The sequence below is a fragment of the Mesorhizobium waimense genome (assembly GCF_003601975.1).
In the GTDB taxonomy this organism is placed as follows: Bacteria; Pseudomonadota; Alphaproteobacteria; order Rhizobiales; family Rhizobiaceae; genus Mesorhizobium; species Mesorhizobium waimense.
In genome coordinates, this window is sequence record NZ_QZWZ01000048.1 from 17971 (window position 1) to 43736 (window position 25766).

Here is a 25766-nt window from a genome sequence, read left to right on the forward strand (position 1 = left end):
AAAGCAACCTTCGTGCCAATCTGTGAAAACGCAAAAAAGCCAGCAAACTCCGCCAACCAACATATTACGCTGCAGCAATGAGTCTGTGCTTTGCGCATACTTCATTTTCATGTGCAAAGAAGGTTACCTCTCTGCCAGGGCTTGCCGCGCCAGAAAGGCCCTCAGCCATGCCTGTTGCCGCAGACTGGGCAAGCGACCTCAAGCAGATAGCCGTACCAGATGCCTCGGCAGCGGCTGCACCAATGGCCGATGGTCTGCTCCTCGGGAGCGCCAAGAACTGTCGCCATCGGCCCAAGCCCTAGAATTTTGGCTGGCTTTTTTGCTCCGACTGGCGATACCCGCGATTGCGGAAACCGCAGTACGGCACCCACTGTAAGTCGAACCGTCGTCATCGCCAGCCATCGACCACCTAATTGTGGTTAAGATTATATCGCTTAATCTTGTTGGCAAGACCGACGCGTGACAGGCCGAGCTCATCGGCAGCACGGCTTTGGTTCCAGTGGTGACGTGCGAGCGCCCGGCGGACAATTTGCTTTTCGAGGCTTTCGACCTGATCCTTTAGCGTCACACCTTCCGGCTGGAAGATGCCTGCCCCATCACCTTTGGGCCGCGGCGCGGCGTTCAGCAATGAAGGCGACATATTTCGAGTCGTTAGATACTCGCCGTCCTTTGCCAGCGCCACCATACGACGGATTTCATTCTCGAGTTCGCGCACATTGCCGGGAAAGTCTCCATTGGAGAGTTTGTCGATGACGCTGGCGCTGATGCCAAGGATTTTTCGGCTGAGTGCGTCCGCGTGCTTGGCAGCGAAAAATTCCGCGAGCGGCGCGATGTCATCGGGCCGCTCACGCAGCGCCGGCACTTCGAACTCAAAACCTTTCAGTCGAAAATAGAGATCCTGCCGAAATTCGCCTCGCGCGACCAAATCATGAAGCGGACGGTTTGAAGCCGCGATGACGCGAACGTTGCAATGAAGGACCTTATCTGCACCCAGCGGCTTGACTTCTCCTTCCTGAAGGAAGCGCAGCAAGCTGACCTGGAACGAAGGTGACACTTCCGAAATCTCATCAAGGAACACCGTGCCCCCATCAGCAGCGCGAAACAGTCCGAGACGATCAGAGATTGCTCCGGTAAATGCGCCGCGCTTGTGGCCGAACAGCTCAGACTGCAACAATTCGTCCGACATTCCGCCGCAATTTTGCACAAGCAGCGGACTGGTTCGTCGCGTCGAATTGTAATGGACAGCGCGCGCAAGCAATTCCTTTCCAGTGCCGGTTTCGCCTTGAATGAGGATCGGCAGTTCCGTTGTGGCGGCTTGGCGTGCTAGGTCGCACATCTCAGCCATTTTCTCACTGACATAGACAAGCTTCTCGAAGCGTTGGCTTTCCGGCCGAAAGGGCGAGCCTTTGCGCTCGCCGAAGATGAGCGAGGCCCCAGAGATCTTGAACTCGCGCGAGAGAATCCGATGGCGGCGAGCCAGTTCGCGAGTCTCCAGTGCTCGCTCTACGACCAGACCAAGCTGCACGGCGTCGAGTGGAGTGAGAAGGAATTGGTAGATCGCCGCTCGCGCCAGCGCCTGCATGGACACGCGGTGCGAATCTGGGGTTACGTACACGCGCACAATGTCAGGATGAGAGACGCGCAGCTGGGTTAGAAAGTCAAGCCCGCTCGTGTCGTCACCACCGTCTTCCGCAATCGCCAAGTCAACCTGGATACTGCTCATCGCCGTAAGCGCCTCGGCAGGGGAACTTGCAAGGACAACCCGATAGGCATAGCGCTCCGAAAGCACCTCGCATGGCGACCTCCATTCGCTTCCGGGTCGCGCTAGAATGACGATCGTGCCTGGCTGATCCATGAAAGATGGTTTCCACTGTGCGTATCTTGTTAGCAGCGGGACACATAGACATCAATCGCGAGTTTAGGCCATCAGGCGTCAAGTGCTTTTCGAAAAGCGAGGTCGGCCGACTGCCCAGATCGCTTCAATGGCGGCTGCAAGATCGCCGAGATCGGCGATAATCAGATCGGCTTCGGCGGCCTCGTCGGGGCTTCTCATATAGCCGTTGAGAAGGAAGACGACCGGCAGGCTAGCGTTGTGCGCTGCATCGATGTCGATGGCGCTGTCGCCCACCATGACGGCATCGCGGGGCTCCCCGCCAAGCCGGGCGAGTGCGTACAAAAGAGCATGTCAGGCGCGGGCTTGGGTACCAATGCCGCATTTGCGCCGAGAGACCGGTAATTTCTTCTGTGGTTGCCGCCTGTGATGCAAGAAGTTTCTGATCCTATGGGTGGTGATCGAGCGCGGTCTTCTGTAAGGCCTTTGAATGCGGCGCTTTCAGAAGCCGCTGGCCGGTATGGTGATCTGCGGATCGGGTCCATATCTCTGGGACGAGCTTGCAGGCTCGGACAAATTATCTGGTTTTCCCGATCCAGATCTGTTCGATCATTTTGCCCATTCGGGACGTCGCCTTCTTGTCTCCCCGTTGCCGGCGTCAGCCTTGCGCAGCCTGTTGATCAAGCTACTGTGGCTGCTGCCGGAACCCGGTAATCCTCCTGCTTTGTCAGCATGGCCCAAATTGTCCGGGCCATCTTGTTAGCAAGCGCGATCGCAACCAGCATCCGTGGTTTGCGCGCCATCATCTGCGCCAGCCAGGAACCTTCCGGGATCGATTTACGACCCAGCCAGTTCAGACGGGACATTGCGCCGATAATCAACAATCTACGCAGATCAGCTTGCCCTGCCTTGGAAATGCGCCCGAGCCGCTCTTTGCCCCCGGAGGAGAATTGACGCGGAACCAGGCCGAGCCAGGCAGCGAAGTCGCGCCCGCACTTGAAGCTCGTCATTGGCGGGGCAAAGGCTTCGAATGCCAAGGCGGTCAAGGGACCAACGCCGGGCATGGTCTGCAGTCGCCGCGCTGTGTCAGCCTCAGCCGCTAGCGCCTTGATCTTGTCAGTCTTGGCATTGATGCGGACCGTTTTCTCGGCAATCTGCTCCAGCAAGTCGCGGCATTCTTCTCGCAACAGGGCAGGTAAGTCGCTGTTTGGTGCATCCAGGATCTCTTCGATCCGCTTGATCTGACGAATTCCCTGCGGAACAACATGGCCGTATTCATAGAGGCAGGCCCTCAGTGCGTTGATCAGTTCGGTGCGCTGATGGACCAGTCGCTCTCGAGCGCGAAACAAAATTGCCCGGCCTTGCTGATCCGCTGATTTCGGTTCGACAAAACGCATGGTCGGTCGGCTGGCCGCCTCCACGATCGCTTCAGCATCCGTTGCATCGTTTTTCTGCCGCTTCAAGAACGGCTTCACGTAATGTGGTGCAATAAGCTTCACGTCATGGCCGAACCTGATCATCTCGCGAGCCAGTGAGATCGTGAGCGCCGTCGCGCAGGGGCGCAGCGCGCATCTCAGCCGCTTCGCGCAGAGTTTGTCGTGCGGTGGCCTCGGTAAGGAGCAAGCGCTCCTTTTCCTCGCGCGCTGCGTCAGGTCCCAATATGACCTCGAGGCTGGTCAGTTCCGCCTGGATGGTCACGTAAGCAGCCTCTGCGGCCATGACAGCCTCGTCGGCGTGGCTGCGCAGGGGCAGGGCCTCGCGCACGTTGTTGCGTGTTGTCGCCACACGCTGCTGGGCTGCTGCATGATTTTGCCGGATCTGTTGCGAATCGACTTTAAGTTCGAGGTTCCCGGCCGCGAGGGCACTCAGTCGGGCAAGCTCCTCGTGCAATTGCTGTATCCCCTTGGGCGCGAGATCGCCAAGCCGCTGACGCGCCAAGCCCAGTTCGGCAGCCTTGTCGCGCGCTTCAACCAGGCGCTGGCGTGCCGTCCTGAGGCTGTCGACACCAAGGGACGCAAGCAGGCTGTGGTGCTTCGCTTCGGCTTCTTCGATGGTCCGGTTGGCTTGCTGGGGTCGAATTGAGCGCAGGGTCAAAGCTCCGATGCCGGCAATGTCTATGCGCACGGTGCCAGCAAAGCTTTGGTCTACTGCATGGAGCAAAGGCTTGGCATCGATGGTCACCAAATCGGCGGCGCCGTCCCGGTATTCCATGCGTAGCGTCGGCAGGGTTCCCAGTTGAGCTGCACGAAGGCCGGCAATGTCGATTTCGAGCGCTTGGAGCTGCTCGACAGCCTGTTCCGGCACCGCCAGCATCGCCAGCGTTGCCTCTCCATCTTCGATTTGGATTCTGTCGACTTCGGCTTGTTTCAGCCGGTTGTGCAGGCTGGCCAGTTGTTCGGCTGCGTCGCGCGCCAAGAGGGTCGCATCCAGCCGCGCGAGCAGATCGCGAGCTTCGCGCTCTTCCTGTTCGGCTACTTGAACTTCGGCCATCACTTGTTCGTTTTCGACTATGGCAGAAGCGCGCCGCTCGAGAACCTCACTGCGGCGAAGCTGCGCAATCGTCGACTGCTCGCGCAAATCCGCGGCTCGTTTGAGCGCGGTCCGAAAACTATCGAGGGCCTGCTTCGCCGCGTCGTGGTGAATTGCGGCCAGGGCAGCTTCCGCTTCAGCAGCCTTCAGGGCTTCGCTATGCGATTTGGCAGCCTCGACCGCGGCTTCGGCGGCCGAGATACCCTCCCGCCGGGTAGCGCCTTCTTCAGGGTTTTCAAGCTCAGACAGACGCGCCAACGCCATGCGCCGCTTGTCGAGCGCATCGCGCAGACCCGCAACTTCGGCGGCCGAGATACCCTCCCGCCGGGTAGCGCCTTCTTCAGGGTTTTCAAGCTCAGACAGACGCGCCAACGCCATGCGCCGCTTGTCGAGCGCATCGCGCAGACCCGCAACTTCGGCGCTGAGGCGCAGTTCTTCTTTCAGCAGTTTGTCACGCTCATCGAGCGCCGCCGCGTAGAGACCGCCGCTCTTGGGACGCAGCGTTGACGTAACCAGGCTATAGAGTTCTTCTTCGCATGCGGCGGCGATTTCCGCCATGCGTCGCCCGCCGGTCAGGGCTTCAACTTCCCCCTGAACCGAGGATAGTAGGCTTTCGCGCACGCGTTTGTCGCCATCCTCCTCGCTTTTGCTGCGCCTTTCGATGCCGGTGACTCCTTGGCGAACCCAGAGCAATCCTGCCGGTCCTGCGGTTCCGCCATGGATTAGTTTGCCGATAAACGCTTCGGCCTCATCCGCTTGAGCCAACAGTCGGCCCCGCTCGAGGTCGGTAACGATGGCCAGCTTGCCTCCAAAAACTGCTTGGTAAGCCGATAGCGTCCTTCTGAAGTGGTGATGTCGGCCTCCACCACCGGATTGCCACCACTATAAGGCCGTAGCAGTCTTACGCCTTCGGCCGTCCCCGTATGAGGCTGGAAAAAGAGTGCATGGAGTGCTTCGAAGAAAGTTGATTTGCCGTATTCATTGACTGCGCAAAGCACGTTGACGCCGTCGCCTATGTTCTCGATGGCGACGCCTTGCCCAGCGAACCGTTTGACGTTGTGCAGCCGAAGGGCTGTAAGTTTCATGATCCCATCGCCTCGCAATAGCTAAACAGCCGAACCAGTGCTTGTCGCGAAATGTCGCGTTCGACAGTCGACCGCCTTTCGTCGGTGCTTTCATCCAACAGTACCTGCGCTGCCTCGCGAAGGGCGCCGGAGCGACCGATCCGATCCAAATCGCCGCTTTCGCAGTCGGTCGCGAGCCCGTCCCCTTGCAGCTCCAGATAGGCGTAGTCGGGCGCGACTGCCGCGACCGCCGCTTCGAGGGCGGTTCGTCCGCTTACCCGTTTTCGGCCAGACGCGACAATTCGCAGCAAGGTCTGACGCCGCAAGTGTGCCGGTGGTAGCATTGCTTCAAACGGTGGTAGCATTGCTTCAAATGCCGCCGCGCTGTCGTCGCCCGACAGCAAATTCAGCGGAGCGGTTTTCCAGGAAAAGCTGGCTGTCTCGACAGCCACGATCTCGGGCATGGCACTTGGCCCGGCAATGGAAACGACAAGGGCCTGGCCGGGTGTATCATGCTTGAAACGGTCAGGTTCGGGCGCACCGCTATAGCGGCTGCGCTCATTGATGGTGACAGGCCCGTGCCAGTCGCCAAGTGCCAGATAATCGAGGCCAGCCTTGTTCGCCCGATCTGGGGCAATGACGTCGGACGTTGCTGAATCTTCGGAAAAGTTCTGAATGGGGCCATGAGCAAGTCCGACCCGGATGACGCCCTGCGGTGTCGCGGCGTTGTTCATCCACTCGGTAAGGTCGCGACCGGGTCTGCGGGTCGTGCACGGTGCGGGCAGCAGCGCCACGTCCGCAGCAATGGTCAGGATTTCGGGCCGGGTGGCCAGTATGACATTGTCCGGCACAACGCTGCCCGCAGCGCTCCACAATTGATCAGCTAACAGTGAATCGTGGTTGCCAGGGAGCAATATCCAGCGCAAGGGCGCGCTCCGGCTCATCTCGGCAAGGGCCTGCCGCAACATCGCTGGTGTAGGCGTTTCGGTGTCGAACGTATCGCCGGCCAGCAATATGGTGGATGCACCATGGACCCGTGCCTGTTCTGCGAGCCGGCTGATCGCGCTATGGCGCGCTTCACGGAGCCGCCCGCGCAGATCCTCCGGCATGTTGCCGAACCGCTTGCCGATATGAAGATCGGAGCTGTGGATGAAACGAAACATGGAGTCTCCGAGACTATGTCGGTGCCAGGTAGCGCCGGGCGCGATCGATGGCCTCATCCAGCCGGGAGCGTGATATCGCCGCAAGTCGCTCGACGCCGAGCATACGTGCAAGGTCGAGAGCGGGATCCGACTGTTCCAGAATGTCTTTGTTCGCGACGACGACAGCGGCTAGCTCGGCCATTGGAATGTCGGCAATGGATCGGCGGGCATGGGCGTCAAACGGCATGCGATAATCAAACAGATCGACCACCGTCCCCTTCTTCCATAGGAAGCTGCCGCTGGATTCTTCAGTTCTATCAAAATCGCGCAGATGCAGGTCGATCCGCTCCCGAATCTTGTTGCCCGTTCTGAGCCAGCCATGCGCCCGTGCGATGCGCTGCGCAAGGACGTCTTCTCCCAGCGGGCCTTCCTGTTCGATCACTGCGTCGACCATGGTCCGCAAAGTGCCTCGGTAGGCGAAGTCGTAAAAATGATCCGGGCTGGTAGCGAATGCTGATAGGTCTGTGAGGCGATAACGGTTGTCCGTCGGTATGGAATCATGCGTCGAATTCGCGGCAGCAGGCAAAATTGCTCCAGATGCTGATGGGTGCTCTACCGTCGCGACGGGAGCGGCGACAAGTTCTGGCTCTGATATTAGCGACAAGTTTTCAGTTTCGCCGATCGATGCAAACTCTTCGGCTGGCAATGGGTCTATGGGGTCGACCTTATGTCCCATGTCCCATTGGATCACCGCTTCACTTTCCTGTTGTTCAGCTTGCTTGCGACGGCTTTCCTCGAGCAGCGCGGCCAGGCTGGCATGAAGCCTCTCGGTGCAACCTTCGAGATCAAACCACCAATCGGTTGACCATACCCGGACAATGTTCCACCCGAGGCCTCGCAGGACCTGCTCTCGGACCTTGTCTCGATCTCGCGCCGTGGCAGAACTGTGATAGGCAGCGCCGTCACACTCGACCCCAGCCAGATAGGCTCCGGCAAGATCGGGATGCCGGATCCCTATATCCACTCGAAAGCCAGAAATGCCAACTTGTGGAACGATCGTCCATCCGCGCTTCTCAAGCTCGGCGGCTACAGCCTCCTCGAAAGGGGATTCCAAAGCCCCGACCGATCCGCGTTCCTGCGCTGGCAATGCCACGGCGCCGCGCTCGGCAAAATCGAGGAAGGTTTTGAGATGCTGTACACCGATTGCCTTGGTCCGGTTGGGGTCGATCTGGTCGGCGGTAAAACCTGAAAATACTATCAGTTCCTGCCGCGCACGCGTCACCGCGACGTTCAGCCGGCGTTCGCCGCCGTCCCGATTTAGCGCGCCGAAATCCATGGAGCGCTTGCCGGCGTTATCTTGCGAGAAAGTGATCGAAAACAGGATTATGTCACGCTCGTCGCCCTGGACATTTTCCAGATTCTTGACGATGGCGGGTTCAATACGATCGTCGGCAAAGAACCATTCAAGCTCCGGCTCCATCTGTCGCGCCTTGTCGAAAAAGTCGAGGATGAGCGACTGCTGTTGCGCGTTGAAGGTGATGACTCCGAGCGTGGGTCGGTCCTTTTCCGGAAGGGCCAGCCAACGCCGCATCCTGCTGACCGCCTCGTCGGTGACCGCCTGGGCTTCGATGCGGTTGGTGCGACTTTTTCCTCGGTCGTAGATGCCGGTCGTGATTTTTCGCAGCTGCACTGCCCGATCTTCCACCGTTGGGGAAGGGAAGGTGATGAGCCTATTCTGATAGTAGTGATGGTTGGCGAAGGCGATCAGCGACTCATTGCGGCTGCGGTAATGCCAGCGCAGATCACGCACCGGGATGCCGGCCGCTTTGGCTTCGTCGAGAATGCTCTCAAGATCCTTTTCGTGCTCGACGACTTCCTCGTTCTCCTCGTTGCGGCCAAAGAAATTGGTGGGCGGCAACTGCTTGGGATCGCCTACGATTATGGTTTGATGGGCCCGCGCGATGGCACCGACGGCGTCCCAGGTGGTGATCTGCGATGCTTCGTCGAAAATGACTACGTCGAACAACGCCTGGTCGGGAGGTAGGTATTGAGCGATTGAAAGAGGCGACATCAGCATGCAGGGCGCGAGCTTGGCAAAGCTCGACGGCATAGCACCGATCATCTCGCGGATTGACCTGCTGGGCCGCTGCAATTCCATCTGATGGCGCAACAGGCCCAACTCGGAATTGCGAGGGACGCTTTGCACAGCCGGCAAACCATGAGCGATGGCGCTGATGACGCGAAGGCTTGCTTGAGCACGGACAAGATCGTCGATTTCCCGGAAATCGTCGATGGCGTGCTCGTGCTGGAAGCGCCGGAACTCTCGCAGCACCGGTTCGGCATCCAGCGTGGCCGGCAGCCACCAGCGCACGTAGCCTAGGCGGAACGCGGATTGAGCTTCGGTTGGTCGCACTAGACCCGCCTCGATATCGTCGACCAACGCTCCCAGATTCTGACTGACAGCTCTGCGACGTATGCCGCACCACGAAGTCCAGTCTCGGAGAAGATGACGGGCATTGAGCAAATCTCCCATCGCGGTCGTCATTTCGGTCAGCGGGTTATCATGTCCTGCCCACGAAGGCGTCTTTCCAGCAGGGATCGCAAATTGGGTCCTCGCAGCCTCGAATGCTGTAGCAGCCGCAAGGAAGCGAGCTGCCCCATGGCGCATCGTACTATCTGCTGCACCGCTTCGCAGGCTCGGGGCGGTTGCTTGGAGGAGCGCTCTGAGATCCTCCGTGCCGAGGCCGGGCAGGCGTAGCGTCTGTCGAAGCCTTTCGGCGATCGAGAGTATCTGATCGATACTACGGGTGTCGGTATCAAGTGCAGCAAATCCGACCGGCTTGCCAGATAGGATGTTGGCTTCGACAGTGGCGCGGCTGTCCTGCATCACGCGCAGCAGTGGCAAGTCCCGCTGAGGATCGGCCACGCCCTCTGTGACATAGCCTTGAAGCAGCTTCTGGACTTTGCGTTTGCCCAACTGACTGTTTGGCCAAAAGGCAGAAGCAGCCTGTTGCCATTGCTGCTCTATGTTCTCTATTCGTATGCGCGCAACAGCAGCCTCGTCATAGTGTGCCGACAGGTCCTTGCGAGACTTGCGATAGTCCCTGATTGCATCATCGAGAGTCGCGAGGGCTCCCCGCAACTGGGCGAAATCTCGATCAAAGACAATGCTGAGGTCATAGCCGGCACTGTCCTGGAGTGCCCCTGCTAGTTTTCGCAGCGCTTCGAGCTCTGCTGTTGACGCATCGCCTTTGGCGCGCAGGCCGATGCTCACCAGGAAGGCGTCGAGTGCGGTGGCTAGAACCTCGGACGCACTCTTGAGGGTCTTTGCCCCTTCGAGCACGTTATCCTGCCAGCCCGACGTCCACTCGGTTCCATCTATGAGACGCAAGACCGGTCGCATCTCCACTGACTGAAATGCGAGACCTGTTTCGGCGGCAATACGCTCCAGCGCCAGCCGGCTTGCCTCGTCATGGCCATCGCGCGAAGGCCACGATAATCCCGGAGCATGCCGTTGCTTGTTCTTGAGAGCGATGCCAAGCGCCAGATAGGGCGTGAGACCATTGATATGGCGCCGATGCAGCGCTTCGACATAGGTATTCAGTTCGTCGCGACGGACGCGAAGCCGCTCATTGATCGCAATCCACTCCGCTGCGTCCACGCGCACGCCGCTTTCCCAGTTGATCCTGAGCTGGTTGAGAAAGTTGCGTCGGTCTGCCTTACTGGAATGGAGTTCGAGACAATGCGCGCCCAGGCCATGTTCGCGCAGGCGGCGATACACCACATCGAGCGCCGCCGTCTTCTCGGCCACAAACAGCACGGTTTTGCCAACTGAAAGACAGTTGGCAATCATGTTGGCGATGGTCTGGCTCTTGCCAGTGCCGGGAGGACCGATGATGACAAAGTCGCGGCCCTCAGCGGCGGCAAGGCTTGCCGCGGTCTGTGAAGAGTCGGCCGGCAGCAGCGAAACGATATCGGACGGGGCATAGTGCCGGTCGAGTTCGCGCTCGTCCCGGAATGATGCGCCACTGCCCTCGAACGCTATCTCCGGCGTATCGATCAGGTGGCGTACTACGCGGTTTTCGCGCAGAGCATCGGTACGCTCGACCAGATCTTTCCACATCAGGAATTTGGCGAAGGAGAAGGTTGAGAGCGCCGTCTCGTCCACTACCTCCATGCCGGGGACGTCGCGCACTGCCTGACGCATAAGACTTAGCAGACGGGGCACATCAACGCCGCTTTCGTCTTCGGGCAGCTCCCCGGAGAACTGAGGCAGTTTGAGCTCGAAGTCGCGCTCAAGAAACTGCAACAAGGTTGCGTTGAACCGCGGCTCATCTTCATGAAAGCGCAAGGTAAAACGCGATGTTGCGCTGCGGCGCTCGATTTTGACCGGCACGAGCAACAATGGCGCGCGATAGCTGCGCTCGTCCTCCGGCTTTTTCTTCCAGCGCAGGAAGCCGACCGCCAGGAAAAGCGTATTCGCACCGCCCTCGGCAAAGTCGTTGCGAACTTGGCGGTAAAGATCGATCAGTCGGGATTCCAATTGGTGTCCATCGAGCGTCGATGGGAGCTCGTCGCGCAGGAGCGCTTCTGCTGCAAAACCGCGCTGCAGGTCACGTCCATGGACTTCGCGATAGAGGGCAGCATCACGCTCGCCCAATGGATTCTGTTCGGGCAGCGATATGAGCCTGATCGAAGCGCCTGCCATCAGGCGATCCTCTAGATAGCCGACGTCAGTACAAAGAAACGGAATTGTCTTCTTGGAGTCCGGAAAATTGAGCAGGCGGTTCCGCAGTGTCAAATCAAGGAGCTTTTTCTGCCAGCGGTCGATCCGCCCGGCAGCTGTCGTCGGCTTCACCTCGACGATGTCGGCAGGCAGGGCTGTCACGGCCGGTGCCGCTGGCAGCGGCAGCGCGATTTCGGTTGCCACTTCGGTATCCACGCTGCGACGCATCGGTTCGTGCGAGGCAAGTGGTGTAATGCCGCCGCTACGCGAGCGGCGGATATCGATGGCGGCGACAAAGGTGCCTACCTGCGTTTCGTCGAGCCGTTGTTCGATTGCTCGTTGCGCAGCCTCCAGCGTCATCGCCGGCCGATGCGTTACACCGGTCGTCTCAAACACGATCAGTTCGCGCGATGCCAGCGCCTTGCGGATCTCCATGGCATCGGTCTCGATTGCGTTGGCGAGCGTCTTTTGTGTCATCCAGGCGCCGACGGCAGCGTGGCCCTGGAACATAAGGACGACTGGGTGCAGGCCCGTCGCCTCCAGGGCAGAGGCGAACAACAGACTGGCATCGAGACAGGTAGCCAGCCTCTCCGCCGTAATTGCTGAGGGACGTCGGATTTTTTGGCCTCGGCTTTCGAAGCTTGCAGGAGGCTCTGCATAATGCAGGGATAGACCGGCAACGGCCGAATAAATTGCGGCCGCCAGCATGAATGCGCGTTGCGGATTGCCGCTTTGATAGCCATCGAGGCTGGAGGCATGACCATGCGCTGCGAGCCGCTCCGCTGCGGAACGTAGCAGTCCTGCGATCGTCGGGTCGTTCGGCATGACGAATGCAGGTAGCAATTGCGCCATATCGATGACGCCACCCCATTCGTCGCGAGCAAGCAGGCGCACCGCAACGCGCTGCTCGGCCAGCACTGCGCCTCCTGAGGTGAGCCGCAGCGTTATCTCCCCGCGCTCAGCCTCATTGAGACCGGCTAGATAGCTGGCATCGAGATCGATTTTTCGGTCGCTTAAGGGAAGCCGGTCGCCGGCAACGATCCGATCAATCGTCCAACTTTTGGCGCGCAAAAATGGTGGGTTCGATGTCAGGTCGAGAGTGCATTTTTCGAAACCCTGCTGGGTCGGGTTGTTGAGCGCGATAGACCGGATCACCGGAATAGCATTTTGGAACGACGCATATGTAAAGCTGGCGGCGATGTCCGCCACGACTTCTATTACGGGCGCGGCTGATATACCGGCGGCATCGCCAGTGTCTGAACTCGTTTCCATACCCCATCCCCTTTTTCACTTACGATAGAACTTTGCGGCCAGAATTTGAAAGTAAATTCTCGCTATTGTCGCCGCTTAGTTCTTCTGCAGCATAAATCTCTGAAATTCGAACCGCCTTGGTCAGTTCGACAGTTGTCGACCTGCAGGAATTGTGATCCTTGCCGCCGGGACAGCACGCTATTGCGTGGTGAGGCAGCTGCTCGTGCTTCACGTTTCGTTGAGCCGCGCTGGTCGTTCGTTTGAGGCCGGACTGCGCCCGTTCGTCCGGACAACGCAACTGGTGGGCTTTGGTCCGGCTCCTTTCAGGACCACAGGTGGTCGCCCCTTTTGGCTCGAAGCAAACAATCGCAGGTGAAGCCGCGCATGACAGCTTTGCGCCTCCTTCCAGTCGGCCAACGCGACAGCAGCTCAACCCGAGAGCGGCCGGTCCCTCAGCTGGTTCAAGGCTTGAGGGTTGAAGTCGCCTGTTTGACTGCGAGTTCTGCCGCCTTTGCAGCGTCCCGCGACATCCTGATGAAGTCGGAATGGGATTCCCATCGCATAACCGGCGAGATCGGCGTTCCGAGCCAGATGTCGTACCAGTACGGATTCGATCCGGAGACACGCGGTGCTCGGGTGATCTCTGCTGACAAGCTCGACAGGCTGCGCGGCTTCGCAACTGAAGCCGAGGCCGACCGCAGGGACCGGGGCTTCCCGGCTTTCCTGCCTCGCGCCGAGCATCTGTGGCTGGTGTTCGGAGTGGGCGTGGAATTGCTGCTTGAGACGGCGTGGCTGCGGCGCGCCGCCTGGCATTGTGGGGTCGCCATGCCAATGACAACGCCGCGCATCGGACGACGCAGCTTTCGGACGACGACGAGTTGCGTGTCGACAGGCTCCGGTTCCGGGCATGGAGGCTGCTGACGAAAGCCGACGCTATGCAGATCGCCGACGTCGACGAGTATCTCGCAGAACGCGTCGGACACGAACATGCCGGTTGGCGCATCCAGCCGACGGCGCAGATGGTCCAGCGCGCCCGCGAACTGCACGAGAGGAGAATATCTCAATGCTGCGTAAGCGAGTTCCTACCGCGCATGGCGGCCTCGGCATGCGCCGCCGTCGTGCCGAGAAGACCGCGATCCCGATAACTGGGGAGCGGGCGAGTCCGAAGAAGTGGCCTAACGCCGTGAGATGGTACATCGGTGATGACGGGCCAAAGAGCAATGGGTCCCGGGTTTCGCGGTACGCGGCAAACTCTAAGAGGGCTGGGTCTTGGAAGGGGCGCCCGAGGAAGAAGCGCAGAAGCAGTCGTTCGGTATCCGACACTGGGGCAGCGACCAGGAAGGGCCGATGCGCTCAGAGACATGTCTGATAGAGAGGACTGTTGACACGTCACCCCGGGTATCGTATGTCGCTGCCCATTCCAATAAGAGACATCACTGCTGTGATGTCAGATAGGCAAGCAACATGTCAACCGAATGGCCGAAACGAATCCGCAGCAGGGCTGCGAAGTTAAAGAATGGGAATGCGCTCCTGGCCCTCGCCGAGGAATCGCCGATCCTCTCGGAGATGCGGCGCCGCATCATGAATGGCGAGAAGCCCGTAACAGCGCTGTCCGGCGAGATGGTCGAGCGCTTCGGTCAGGAAGATGCCGAGCATCACGGACTCCGCCAGCTCGCTGGGGAAGCGACTGCGTTCATGGTCGAAAGCATGCTTGGTGCGGTCCGTTCGTCCGGATCGAGAAAGATCCTCGACGACCAAGTTTTCACGTCAGGCACGCCTTTCCGGATTCCCCGACAGACCAGAGAGACCGTTCTTGCCGAGCCGCTGGCGACCGAGCTTCTGGTCCGGCACCTGACCGATGCCGCACTCGCCGACCTGGCGGCCATCCTCGCCGCCGAACAGGAACGCCGCCTGACGACCTAGCGGTCAGCCAGCAGCTTCCTGACTTTAGCGAGGCGGGTCCGGCAATCCTGACCCGCCAGCGCCAGCCGCTCGAGATACAAAGCAACGTACCGCTGAGTCTCCCCGACCTCCGTCGCCACGGGTTCCGGCATGCAGTCGAACAGCGAACGGGGGACATCGGATTTGCGTTCGACGATCCTCGTGACGACCTTCGGCTCCGGGTCGTCACACACCATGTCGTGAGAGAAAAATCTATCGAGCTGGGATGACGTGTCGCTACGCGCGGTTGACTGTCGGCGGAACCTGCGAGCATTGGGCGGCGCCTAAGTCGGCGTCATAGTCGCCGAGATGGAACTGGAGCGCGTTAAGTATGCGCTCGCAAGCCTCGACGACCTTCTTACGGTCCTTGATGGGATTGCTATGGAAGAGCTCGTTCCGGGTTTCCTTGATGACCCGTAACGTGTCGTCGAACACGGTCTTGTCGAGGTTGAATCGCAGCTCCGCGTTGGCGCAAAACATGCCCCGCATCGGTGGTTCAATAGCATCAAGGGTTTTGGATTCATTCAGCCCGACAATGGTGGTCAGGACGTTTTCGTCCACATCTCCGCTGTGGAGCGCGCGGGTCTCGGCACCCTCGTCGATGGCCAGAAGATCAATTTTGAGATCGAGCAGGACCGCCGCACCGGCAAGTCCTCTGCCGGCAATCTGAGCAAAGCAGGCTGATTTTCTCGTAGTCACGGATGTACTGGCGGCTGCGCCAAGAGCGCACGAAGGATGATAGATCCGAAGGCCGGGGCAGCAGATTCTGCAAGTCTTCAAAACGATCACGTGAAATCAGTTTGTTTGGCAATAGAAGGCGGGATATCTTCCCGCCTTTTGGATATGGGATGGATTATAGGATGCTGATGGCGATCCGGCGAGACTGGACAGGCCGGTACGCCCGAGCTTATTGCTTGCTTGGCTCTACAGCGCGGCCACGGTGGTCCACCGCCGTGTCGTTGAAACGTCACCGCAGCTGACCCATATCACATCGCATCGGATGCCTCCTCCCATCGCGTCCGACGCGTTCCCCTCTGGAGGTTTTGAACCTTCATACTTGGCCGGGCTTAACAGTCCGGCCTTTTCTATTCGTCACGTCACCACGTGGAGGCACGTTCTGACAGGTCGTCTGTCGAACCTTGGCCAAGAATGAAATCAAACACGGGTTGAGGCTGACCGAGCGCAGTCGCCTGCAGGTTTGCGGGCATGCCTGCCACGGCTCTGGCTTGTTCGGCAAGCGCTGCGGGCAACATGCCGAGAGCGCGCGCGAAGGTTTGATCCGTTGTGTCCATCAGCAGGTGAAGGAGTCCAGCGGCACGCCCGGCATGACGCACTGCCGCGGCATGCTTGCCCTCCCGGATCTTCACGCCGGCCGCCGATAACAGGATCAATCCCTTGAAGAGCATCCGGAGCGGATCGCCTCGATCCGCGACCTGCCAAAGACCTTCCCAGGCCTCATGGGCTTCCCAGTAATAGCCGTGATTGAACAGGTCGAGACCCCATAGGAACATGTCTGACTCAAGCGACGCTTTTGCAGGGACCGGCACGGCTTCGCTGTGGTAGCTGTGTCCTGCGGGATCGCGCACGGGATGCGGTTGCTTGCCCGGCAGATACGCATAGGATGGAAAGCGCCTTTCCGGCAGGCAGCGCGGGCGCAACATCGAACCAATAGCCATCAAATACATATAGCACGGCCGAGACCTGAACTGACGTCAGTTCCAACGCATCAGGAATGACACTTGGCAATAGCCGCCAGCAAGAAGCCCCATATGCTCTGCCTCGGCCGAACGACGCACACTGCGAACAACGATCAGTTCGTGATCTCATCGCGCACGCCCATCCCACGTCGCGGGTTCGTTCTTCGGCCAATTGAGACGTTCAATGCCTGTGCGGGGCATGGGCCCCTTGCCACAAGAATGGGCGATTTGCGCGCCGGCCTCGTAATACGCTTCCCTGAGGCCAAGTGAGGAGATTTCTCGCAGTTCAGATTGCGGCAAGGCCAGTTCAGTCTCGGTCTTTTCGCCAAGGATCAGCAGTGCCAGCTCTCGACCGAACACCGTGCCGGGCGAAATACCGCGGCCGTTGTAGCCTGAGAAACCGATGACGTTTTGGGCGAACTTGTGGAATCTCGGCATTGCATTCGCCGTCATGCCGATCTGTCCGTACCACTCGTACTCGAACTCCGCATCGCGAAGCTGCGGATAGAGTTTCGACAGGGCACGGCGCGCCCAAGCCTTGTGGATGGCAGTGCCGGTGTTGCGTAGCGCGCCGACGCTGCCGAACACCAGCCGCCCCGCTTTATCCAGCCTGAACGAAGAGAGGATCGTGTTGGTGTCCCACGCGCCTTCTCGTCCTGGCAGGATGGACTGTAACAGCTCGGCCCCGAGCGGCTTGGTCGCCAGGTTGAAGTAAGGTAGATGCACCTGCTCGTTGCGGACGCTTGTCCATGGTCCGGTGCTGTAGGCGTCAGTGGCGACCACCACCCATTCGGCCTCGACCGCGCCATTCGTGGTACGCACTGTCCATCGACCGTTCTTTTTGCCAGCTGCCACAACTGGACTGGAAGTGCAGATTATCGCCCCGGCGCGAAGGCAGGCCTGGGCGAGGCCACGCGCGTATGCGAGCGGCTGGAGTGTACCGGCACGTCGATCGAGCAGTGAAGCCGCATAGGCCCGGGCGCCTTGCCTCTTTTCCGTTTCGTCGGCGTCGAGTACCTCCACCGGCGCACCTCTTCTTTGCCACTGTGCCTCGCGCTCCCGAATCTCCATCAACCCGGCTTGGCCTACCGCGCAGTGGAGCGTGCCGTTTCGTTCCAATTCACAGTCGATGCGATGTCTATCTATCGATGAGGTCCATGACCATTGCCGGACCCTCACCGAGCAGCCGCAGCAGCCGCTCGCCGTGAATGGACCCGAGCTTGGCGGTAAGGTCGTCCGGCATCAGCCATAGGCCGGCATTGATCAACCCGACATTGCGCCCGGCGCCGCCGAAACCGATCTCGCGGCCTTCCAGCAGAACGACCTGGCGTCCGGCTTCTGCCAAGTGCAGCGCGCACGACATGCCGGTATACCCACCACCGACGACAACCACATCGGCGGCAATCTGCCGGTCGAGGGCTGCCATTATAGGAGCCTGCGGCGCGGTCGCCTCCCAGAGGCCGTGAGAGCGGGGGTCATTCAGCATCGAACGGTTCCGAGTGCATTCTTGCCAGATTGGTCGCCTAGGCGAGTCGCGCGCATGCTGCGGAAATGCGCAGGATTGCTTCTCTCAACTCGGCTTCCGATGTCGCATAGGAAATACGGAAGAAAGGCGACAGGCCGAAAGCAGCGCCTGGGACAACCGCGACACTGGCCTCCTCAAGCAGGTAGTTGCAGAAATCATTGTCAGTTTTGATCCGCTTGCCGGCGGGCGTCGATTTGCCGATCAGGCCTGCACAACTGGCAAAGGTGTAGAAGGCCCCCTCCGGATTGCGACAGTCGATGCCTTCGATCGCGTTCAATCCGTCAACAGTGAGATCGCGGCGGCGACGAAAACTCTCGGTTCTTTCCTTCAGGAAGTGCTGAGGGCCGGACAGGGCCTCGGCAGCGGCAGCCTGGCTGACAGATAACGGGCAAGAGGTCGATTGGCTCTGCACCACCGCCATCGCCTTGACCAGCTCTCGCGACCCGCCGGCGTAGCCGATCCGCCACCCGGTCATGGCATAGGCCTTTGAAACGCCGTTTACGGTCAGCGACCGCGCCTTCAGGCGCGGTTCCAGTGCCACCGGGGTGACGAAACGAAAACCGTCATAGACAATATGCTCGTACACATCGTCGACCAGTAGGTGGACATGCGGATGCCGAAGGAGCACCTCGATCAGAGGTCGATAGTCGGCCTCGCTATAGGCGGCGCCGGACGGATTGGAGGGTGAATTCAGGAGCAGCCATTTTGTCCTCGGCGTAATCGCTGCCTCGAGCTGACTTGCCGTCAGCCTGAACCCAGCCTCCGCTTCACAAGGGACGAAGACGGGGCTGCCCTCGGCGATGGCGACGATATCGGCATAGGAAGTCCATGCTGGCGTCGGGATGATGACCTCATCGCTGCAGTTCACCGTCGCCATCATCGCATTGAACAGTATCTGCTTGGCACCGGCAGCCACCGTGATCTCGTCTACTGCATAGTCGAGGCCGTTCTCACGGCGGAATTTTTCCCGGATCGCCCGCTTGAGTTCCGGCGTGCCATCGAGCGCGGTGTATTTGGTGTCGCCGCGTTGGATGGCACTGCAGGCCGCCTGCTTCACATTGTCGGGCGTGTCGAAATCCGGCTCACCCGCTCCCAGGATGATCATCGGCGCTCCGTCGCGCTTCATGGCCTGAGCGCGGGCGCCGATCTTCAGGATCGGCGAAACGCCGATCGTCGATAGACGCGAGGCAGGTACGAAGCCGGCCTCATCGATCCTTGTGCTGACGGTCATTGGTTGATCCTCAGTCGATGTCGAACGACACGCCCTGCGCCAGCGGCAGCGCCTTGGAATAGTTCACCGTGTTGGTGGCGCGGCGCATATAGGCCTTCCAGGCGTCCGAACCGCTCTCGCGGCCGCCGCCGGTCTCCTTCTCGCCGCCGAAGGCGCCGCCGATCTCTGCGCCCGATGTGCCGATGTTGACGTTGGCGATGCCGCAATCCGAACCATCGACGCCGAGGAAGCGCTCGGACTCCTGCAGGTCGCGCGTAAAGATCGACGACGACAGTCCGGCGCCGACCGCATTGTGTTCGTCGAGCACGGTGTCGAAGTCTGAATATTTCATCACATAGAGGATCGGCGCGAAGGTCTCTTCCGTCACCGGCGAGACTTGGCTTTGCATCTCGACCAGCGCCGGGTGCACGTAATAGGCATCGGGGTGGCCGTTCTCGACGCGCGTGCCGCCGCTCACCTTGCCGCCATGCGCGGTGGCTTCCTTCAGCGCCTTCTGCATTGCCTCGAACGCTGCCTTGTCGATCAGCGGGCCGACCAGCGACGAGGTCTCCAGCGGATTGCCGACCGAAACGCTCTGATAGGCTTTCTTCAGGCGCGGCAGCAGGGCGTCGTAGACGCTGTCATGCACGAACAGGCGCCGCAGGGTTGTGCAGCGTTGGCCGGCCGTGCCCATGGCGCCGAAGGCTATGGCGCGCAGCGCCATGTCGAGGTCGGCGGTCGGGCAGACGATGCCGGCATTGTTGCCGCCGAGTTCCAGCACCGCGCGAGCAAAGCGCTTGGCCAGCCGCGGACCGACGTCGCGGCCCATGCGGGTCGAGCCGGTGGCCGACACCAGCGGCACCTTGGGATGGTCGACCAGGATCTCGCCGACGGCGCGGTCGCCGATCAGCACCGGTGCCAGGCCCTGCGGCGCATCCGCGCCGAAACGCTTTGCCGCGCGCGCAAAAATCGCTTCGCAGGCAAGCGCGGTCAGCGGTGTCTTTTCCGACGGCTTCCACACCACGGCATCGCCGCAGACCAGCGCCAGGGCGGCGTTCCACGACCACACCGCAACCGGGAAGTTGAAGGCGGAAATGACGCCGACAACGCCGAGCGGATGCCAGGTTTCCATCATGCGATGGCCAGGGCGTTCAGTAGCGATGGTGAGCCCGTACAATTGCCGCGACAGGCCGACGGCGAAATCGCAGATGTCGATCATCTCCTGCACTTCGCCCAGTCCCTCGGATGGGATTTTGCCAACCTCGATCGACACCAGCCGGCCGAGCTCGGCCTTGTGCGCGCGCAGTTCCTCTCCGAGCAGCCGCACCAGCTCGCCGCGTTTCGGACCCGGCACCAACCGCCAGGAATGGAACGCCTTGTGCGCCCCATCGATCACCTTGGCCGCGTCGGCCGGCGAGATCGTCTTCAACGCTGCGATCTGCTCGCCCGTCACCGGGCTGCGCACCATGAGATCGCCGCCGACAAGCGCCTCCTTGGCCACGCCCAGTTTCGCCAAAAGCTCGGCCGTTTCCTCGGCTACATCCACCGACTTAACTGTAATGTTCATCCGACGAACTCCTGTTCCTGATTATCCAAAACACACCGAGCCGAGGCTGCCTGGCGACGTCAGTCGCTTCAGGCCCGCGGCAAGGTCCTTGCTCTTTTGTGGGGTATAGCGATCGTAATAGGCCTGGTTCTTGCGGCCGACGCCGTGCTCGGCACTGAAACTGCCGCCGAACCGGTCGACAGCGACCGAATAGACCCAGTCACGCAGCCGCTGTTCGAAGGCGGCATCGACCTGACTTGCATCGCAAGCCACCAGATTGAAATGCACGCCGCCTTCGCCGATATGGCCAAAGTCGAAAATGTCGACACCGGCAAATTGCCGAGGCAGCTCGGCCTTCATCCACTCACAGAACGCCAGAACGTCGGCTCTGCGAAACGACAGGTCGAAAGCTACAAGCCGACCGGCATGCTTCACGCCTTCCGACAGGGCGTGCCGTAGCGCCCACATCTCATGCGCGGGACCAACGAAGGCGTCGGCCAACAGCGCATCGTCGCCTTGCAGGATATCGGCAAGCACGCTTTCCAGGACCGCGTCGATCGGCTGCTCGCCGTCGCGCGGCGCCCAGCTTCGGGAAATCTCGGCCAGGATCACATAGTCGGGAATTTGACCGTTCTGGAACGGATTTCGCAGCGGCGCAACATGGGCGAGAGCAGCGCCAATCGCGTTTTTCGACATGCCTTCGAAGGCGGAAAGACACGATCCGAGGCGCTCCTCGATCGTCCGCAGTAGGGGCATGACGGCGACACTGCCGCTCGGCACCAGATAGGTTGTCGCGACCTGTTTTGGCAGTCGCTCGAGATTAAGTTCGCATTCGGTGACGATGCCAAATGCACCGGAGGTTCCGACGAAAAGCTGCTTCCAGTCGACGCCGGTATTGTTCTTGCGTGAAGGTCGTTCTGGCCGACGAGGCCGGTACGGTTGTCGATCTAATGTCTGGATTACTGCCCCCGAGGCGCGGATCAGCGCCAAGGTCGACCGGAAAGAAAAGCCCACTTGGCTCAAGCCGGGCATTGACCTCGGACAGCAAAAACGCGGCATCGACACGCCAAGCGTGTTCTTACGCACATCGCCATACCGGAGAAAGCGCGTGCCGCCGGTATTGGTCGCCAGCACGCAACGATCGATTGTCGATGTCGAGATCGAAAAGGCGCGTCATTCGGTCGAGGCTGAGCACGACTTGCGATCCGGTGGCATCCGGCGTCGAGCCCGACACCAGCCCTGTGTTGCCCGATTGCGGCACGAGCGCGATACGCTCCCGGACGCAATAGGCAACGCAGGCGGACATTTCCGCTGTAGTGCCAGGGCGCAGCACCAGTGCCGCATGACCGTGATCGTAGCGCGCACCGATCTCGTAGGCTGTCATGCCGGCCCGATCCATGACGACGCCATTTTCGCCAAGGATCTCCACCAATGCGGATTTGTGTCTTTCGTCGATCATCCAGGGCGCCTATTCCGCAGCCCGGAGGCCGCCGAGCGCTTGGCGACAGGTCTCGATCGACGCCTGTTCGATGGCGGCGTAGTGCTCGAACTCGCTCAGCACGCCAACACCGAGATCGCTTTCAAAGCGCTTCTGGTTGGGACTGGCGACAAATTCCTGGATTGCCCCGTCGCCAAGATTCGACTGGAAGATGCCGGCGGCGCTGACAGGCAGGAAATCCTCGTAGACGATTGGGTCGAAACGGAAGAAACCTTCCGCGACAAGGTGCTTGAAGTCGTCAGTCATGACACTGCCGGCATGCCGCCCGCGCTCCGTCAGGGAGTATCTGAAGTATCCCAGATTCGCGGCCCGGATGCTTTCCCATGTATCGGGGAACGCCTCGAATGTCTGTGAAAGTGTTTGTGCGTAGTCGGCCGCGTTCGACCCGTCGGCACCCGGTCGGATGATTGCGCGCGTGGCCTCCAGCAGACTGTCGTAAAGGACGCGCCCCTTGGGTGTCAGCGCTATGCCGCGCTGCTCGATCTCGCCGAAGCGCGCGGTATGCGAGCCTGCCACCCAGGCCCCGTCGCCCGACTTGAACGACACCACCTCATCCAGTGCCTTGAACGAAGTCTGCCTGAGCAGGATCGGGCAAAGCCGAGATGGAGGGCCCTCCACGATTGCCTTCGGCGCTATGCCATGCGCCGGCATGCCAACCTGAACGGCATCGATATCGAGCGTGCGCGGCGTGAGATGATTGATATGCGGCCCTCTGAACGAGACCACATCCGCGATCAAGCGATGCGCCTGATGCAGGCTGTTGTACATGTCGAGACTGACGCAGGCCTGATCGTGCCACCGGAAAGTTTCGAGGATTTCGGCGACAAAACGATCCGCATCGTCTTCGTGCAGGCCACCTTGCCGTTCGGCCTTCTCGGTGAGCGCCACCGCTGTGCCCGTGAAAATCCTGCGCTCGGACAGGATGCGCTCGGCCTCGGCACGCAAGGTCTCGTCGTCGATGAGGTCGATCCTGAGCAGCGAAGTGAAGACGCGGAACGGATTGCGGCTCAGCGCCTCGGCTCCGACGGGGCGGAAGGCGGTGGAGTGAACCGGCACACCAGCCGGGCTCAGGTCATAGTACCCTACCGGGACCATGCCCATCACGGCGAACACGCGCCGCATCATCGAGAGTTCGGCCGGCGTTCCGAGCCGGATCGCGCCATGCCGTTCCTCCGAAATTCGGTCGAGTGAGTCCATCGCTTCGAGGCGAAGCCGAAGCGCGGGATCAGACCTCAGGGTCTCGTCATTGACCGAAGCGACCAGGTCCATCAGCGTGCCGTAGGCGGGGACCTCGGTCCTGTACATGGCCGACATCGCGGCCGAAAAGGCTGAACGGATGTGATCGGGTGTAATAAACCCACGGTTGTCCATGACGCGCGACCTCGCTTAAAAAAGGGCAGATCATTCCTGAAAAAGCTGATACGGGATTTCATGCTGCAAAGATCGCGACAGTTTCGACTAGGTTGATGCGAGTTACGCATGACACTCAACAGGCGACTGATACCGGATCTGGTGGCGATCCAGGCATTTGAGTGTGCCGCGCGGCACGCCAGCTTCACGCGTGCAGCGGGTGAATTGAACCTGACGCAGAGCGCGGTCAGCCGGCAAGTCAAGGATCTCGAGAACCATCTCGGCACGCTGCTGTTTGAGCGGATCCGCCAACGGGTGGTGCTTTCCGAGGATGGGCAGCGCTTCTTGCCGGAGGCGCGAAAACTTTTGCAGCAGACTGAAGAGACGATGCTGCGGGCAATGTCCTCGGCGGAGGCCAGAGTAAGTCTCAGCATCGCAACCTTGCCGACATTCGGCAGCCGCTGGCTCAGCCCGCGCCTGCCTGATTTCCTCAGCCAACACCCGGGGACGATCCTGAATGTCGGTTCCAGATCGGCGCCGTTCGATTTCGAGGAGGAGAATTTCGACCTCGCAATCCACTATGGGCAGCCGGTCTGGGCCCGCGGCACCTGCACTTATCTGTGCAGCGAATCCATCGTACCGGTTGCAAGCGCGGCGCTGTCGCCTTCTGCGGAGAAGAAGGTCCCGGCTGACCTTCTTGGTGAATCCTTGCTCCATCTGGCCACACGCCCCAAGCTGTGGTCGCAGTGGTTCGAACGGGCCGGCCTGGCGGCGGAATTGGCTTACCGGGGACACCGTTTCGATCAGTTTTCGATGATCATAGAAGCCGTGATAGGCGGGATGGGCTACGCGCTTCTGCCGCGCTATCTGATCGAGCGGGAACTGATGTCCGGCGAACTCGCCGTGATCCTCGACGTGCCAATGACGACCGAGAACAGCTACTACGTCGTCGTGCCGGAATCAAAAAAGACGAATCCGCTGGTGCAGGATCTTACCGCATGGCTGCTCGGACAAGTGACCAATGCGATGTAACGGTGGTGTTGTTCCTCTTGTTCTGGCGATCTGCTCGCGTATGGCGTCCGTCGGCACCACCACCAGCAGTCGCTCGAAGCGCTGATGGGTATTGAGTGCGAGCATGGTCTCAGTCTTGCCGGTGCCGGGCTTCAGTTCAAGTGCCAGCTCCGGAGCGCGAAAATTCGTGGCCTTCGACAGATAGGCTTCCCGCTCCTTGATGACCTTCATCAGGGAACTGGAGGTTCACGCCGCTGTTGAAGAAGGAATTATCGCTCCGAAATTGGTGAGCATGAGGATTTGTGGGGCGGTCATGCGGCGCCGGTTTCTCTGTGCTCGTGATTGTCGTTGGCCATGCCGGGATACCATTGCCGGAAGGTCGAGCGGAGGGAACCGTCTAGGGTCTGCGTGCGGGTTTGCAGCAGAAGATGCGCGCCAATCCTGCTCCACTGCATCTGCTGTTTCTGGTTGTGTTGCAAACTTTCGCGGGCATGGCTTAAGGGCCGAAGCATGGGAAAATAGCCTTGATTATGCGGCGAGGATGTCGAACTGCTCGGCCAGCGACGGATCTGGATTGAAGGCGTACCTTGCCTGTCGTTTGCGCATCATGTGGACCATTTCGATGCCGGACAGGATGATGTTGGCCGTCGCTGGAGATTTGAAGCCGAGCATCGGTCGCACGCGGCGCTTGATGCGCCGATGGTGCTGCTCGATGTGATTGTTCTTTTCCGGATTGCGATCGGCTTCAACCAGCGCCGCGAGCGGTCCTGCAATCGGCTTGTCGCATCGCAGGAAACTATCGCCTCGTGGTTGGTCTGGCTGCCGTCGATGACGACGCGATCGGGCCGGCCGTGGCGTTCCAGCGCCTTGCTGAAGAAGCGCTTGGCCGCAGCCAGGTCACGGTGCTCGCTGAACCAGAACTCGACCGTGTCGCCGACGCTGATGATCCTGCACGGCAAGGCGGTGCGGCGTGGCCTTAAGCGTGCGCTCATGGTCGTCGAAATGCCGTTCGGCTCCTATGAGGAAGATCCTGAACAGGCTTTCCGAAACGCAGCCCGTGTGATGACCGAGACCGGTTGTGCGGCCGTCAAGATCGAGGGCGGCGAGGCAATGGCGGAGACGATCCATTTCCTCGCCGCGCGTGGCATACCGGTCATGGCCCATGCCGGCCTGACCCCGCAGGCGGTCAATACTTTCGGCGGCTATCGTGTGCAGGGCAGGAGCGAGGACGGTGAGCGCATCCGGCGCGATGCCCAGGCAGCGGCGAAGGCCGGTGCTTTTTCGGTCGTGCTGGAAAAGGTGCCTCAGCCACTCGCCTGGCGGATCACCAACGAGGTGGCGGTTCCGACGATCGGAATCGGGCCTCGCCAGCGTGCGACGGGCAGATCCTGGTGGTCGACGACATGCTTGCCTGTTCGGCGACTTCCGCCCGAAATTCGTCAAGC

General features: G+C 60.4%; 13 protein-coding genes and 7 pseudogenes. 5 read left to right on the top strand and 15 right to left on the bottom strand.

All coding sequences use genetic code 11. From position 1 onward, the window contains the following. Positions 1 to 409: 409 nt before the first annotated feature. The 6 genes and pseudogenes from D3227_RS33310 to D3227_RS33345 all read right to left on the bottom strand — a co-directional run bounded on the left by D3227_RS33310 (position 410) and on the right by D3227_RS33345 (position 12564). A complete protein-coding gene (locus D3227_RS33310) occupies positions 410 to 1723 on the bottom strand; it encodes a sigma-54 dependent transcriptional regulator (RefSeq protein WP_245451999.1) in 1314 nt (437 codons plus the stop codon). A gap of 210 nt (positions 1724 to 1933) precedes the next feature. Further along, positions 1934 to 2176 (bottom strand): HAD family hydrolase, encoded by a 243-nt coding sequence (locus tag D3227_RS33315; RefSeq protein ID WP_120018408.1) that lies wholly within the window; start codon positions 2174 to 2176, stop codon positions 1934 to 1936. Between the two features lie 335 nt (positions 2177 to 2511). Continuing rightward, a pseudogene (locus tag D3227_RS33320) lies at positions 2512 to 3360 on the bottom strand (IS110 family RNA-guided transposase); the annotation flags it as partial. Positions 3361 to 4570: 1210 nt separating this feature from the next. Then, positions 4571 to 5445: pseudogene (locus D3227_RS44505) on the bottom strand (AAA family ATPase); the annotation flags it as partial. After that, entirely contained in the window at positions 5442 to 6587 is a 1146-nt protein-coding gene (locus tag D3227_RS33340; protein ID WP_120018412.1) for a metallophosphoesterase family protein, read from the bottom strand. The gene D3227_RS33340 and the pseudogene D3227_RS44505, both read right to left, overlap by 4 nt. A gap of 13 nt (positions 6588 to 6600) precedes the next feature. Next, positions 6601 to 12564, bottom strand: a complete 5964-nt coding sequence (locus D3227_RS33345; RefSeq protein ID WP_120018413.1) for a DUF3320 domain-containing protein — start codon at positions 12562 to 12564, stop codon at positions 6601 to 6603. Positions 12565 to 13032: 468 nt separating this feature from the next. Between D3227_RS33345 and D3227_RS33350 the strand changes: the two genes are divergently transcribed. From D3227_RS33350 to D3227_RS33370, 3 genes are all read left to right on the top strand, one after another. Then, on the top strand, positions 13033 to 13464 hold the full coding sequence (locus D3227_RS33350) for a hypothetical protein (RefSeq protein WP_147377749.1): 432 nt from the start codon (positions 13033 to 13035) through the stop codon (positions 13462 to 13464). A gap of 543 nt (positions 13465 to 14007) precedes the next feature. Beyond that, positions 14008 to 14466 (top strand): hypothetical protein, encoded by a 459-nt coding sequence (locus tag D3227_RS33355; protein ID WP_120018415.1) that lies wholly within the window; start codon positions 14008 to 14010, stop codon positions 14464 to 14466. 522 nt (positions 14467 to 14988) lie between these two features. Next, a complete protein-coding gene (locus D3227_RS33370; RefSeq protein ID WP_120018418.1) occupies positions 14989 to 15168 on the top strand; it encodes a cold-shock protein in 180 nt (59 codons plus the stop codon). A gap of 413 nt (positions 15169 to 15581) precedes the next feature. On the opposite strand, the gene D3227_RS33375 is transcribed toward D3227_RS33370, so the two are convergent. The 6 genes and pseudogenes from D3227_RS33375 to hglS form a co-directional block, all read right to left on the bottom strand. Further along, positions 15582 to 16169: a DUF309 domain-containing protein gene (locus D3227_RS33375; protein WP_245452001.1), complete on the bottom strand. Its 588-nt coding sequence runs from the start codon at positions 16167 to 16169 to the stop codon at positions 15582 to 15584. 231 nt (positions 16170 to 16400) lie between these two features. Beyond that, positions 16401 to 17667, bottom strand: a pseudogene (locus D3227_RS33380) (NAD(P)/FAD-dependent oxidoreductase); the annotation flags it as partial. A gap of 37 nt (positions 17668 to 17704) precedes the next feature. Then, positions 17705 to 18937, bottom strand: coding sequence for a pyridoxal phosphate-dependent aminotransferase (locus D3227_RS33385; protein WP_120018420.1), 1233 nt, complete (start codon positions 18935 to 18937; stop codon positions 17705 to 17707). 10 nt (positions 18938 to 18947) lie between these two features. After that, positions 18948 to 20483: an L-piperidine-6-carboxylate dehydrogenase gene (gene amaB, locus D3227_RS33390; RefSeq protein WP_120018421.1), complete on the bottom strand. Its 1536-nt coding sequence runs from the start codon at positions 20481 to 20483 to the stop codon at positions 18948 to 18950. A 21-nt stretch (positions 20484 to 20504) separates the two neighbouring features. Further along, positions 20505 to 21921: pseudogene (locus tag D3227_RS33395) on the bottom strand (FAD-binding oxidoreductase). Between the two features lie 9 nt (positions 21922 to 21930). Continuing rightward, the gene (gene hglS / locus D3227_RS33400) at positions 21931 to 23331 is read right to left on the bottom strand and encodes a 2-oxoadipate dioxygenase/decarboxylase HglS (protein ID WP_120018422.1); all 1401 of its coding nucleotides are present in this window, start codon (positions 23329 to 23331) and stop codon (positions 21931 to 21933) included. 108 nt (positions 23332 to 23439) lie between these two features. Here hglS and D3227_RS33405 point away from each other — a divergent pair, with 108 nt between their 5' ends. Beyond that, entirely contained in the window at positions 23440 to 24342 is a 903-nt protein-coding gene (locus D3227_RS33405) for a LysR family transcriptional regulator (RefSeq protein ID WP_120018423.1), read from the top strand. Here the strand turns inward: D3227_RS33405 and D3227_RS33410 are convergent. The 3 genes and pseudogenes from D3227_RS33410 to D3227_RS33420 form a co-directional block, all read right to left on the bottom strand. After that, positions 24271 to 24552 carry a DEAD/DEAH box helicase family protein gene (locus D3227_RS33410; protein WP_120018424.1) on the bottom strand — a complete coding sequence of 94 codons (282 nt, stop codon included), beginning with the start codon at positions 24550 to 24552 and terminating at the stop codon, positions 24271 to 24273. The genes D3227_RS33405 and D3227_RS33410 overlap by 72 nt on opposite strands. Positions 24553 to 24632: 80 nt before the next feature. Then, positions 24633 to 24788, bottom strand: a pseudogene (locus tag D3227_RS33415) (ISKra4 family transposase); the annotation flags it as partial. Positions 24789 to 24849: 61 nt separating this feature from the next. Then, positions 24850 to 25268: pseudogene (locus D3227_RS33420) on the bottom strand (DDE-type integrase/transposase/recombinase); the annotation flags it as partial. Between D3227_RS33420 and panB the strand changes: the two are divergent. After that, positions 25249 to 25766, top strand: a pseudogene (gene panB / locus D3227_RS33425) (3-methyl-2-oxobutanoate hydroxymethyltransferase); the annotation flags it as partial. The pseudogenes D3227_RS33420 and panB sit on opposite strands and share 20 nt — an antisense overlap.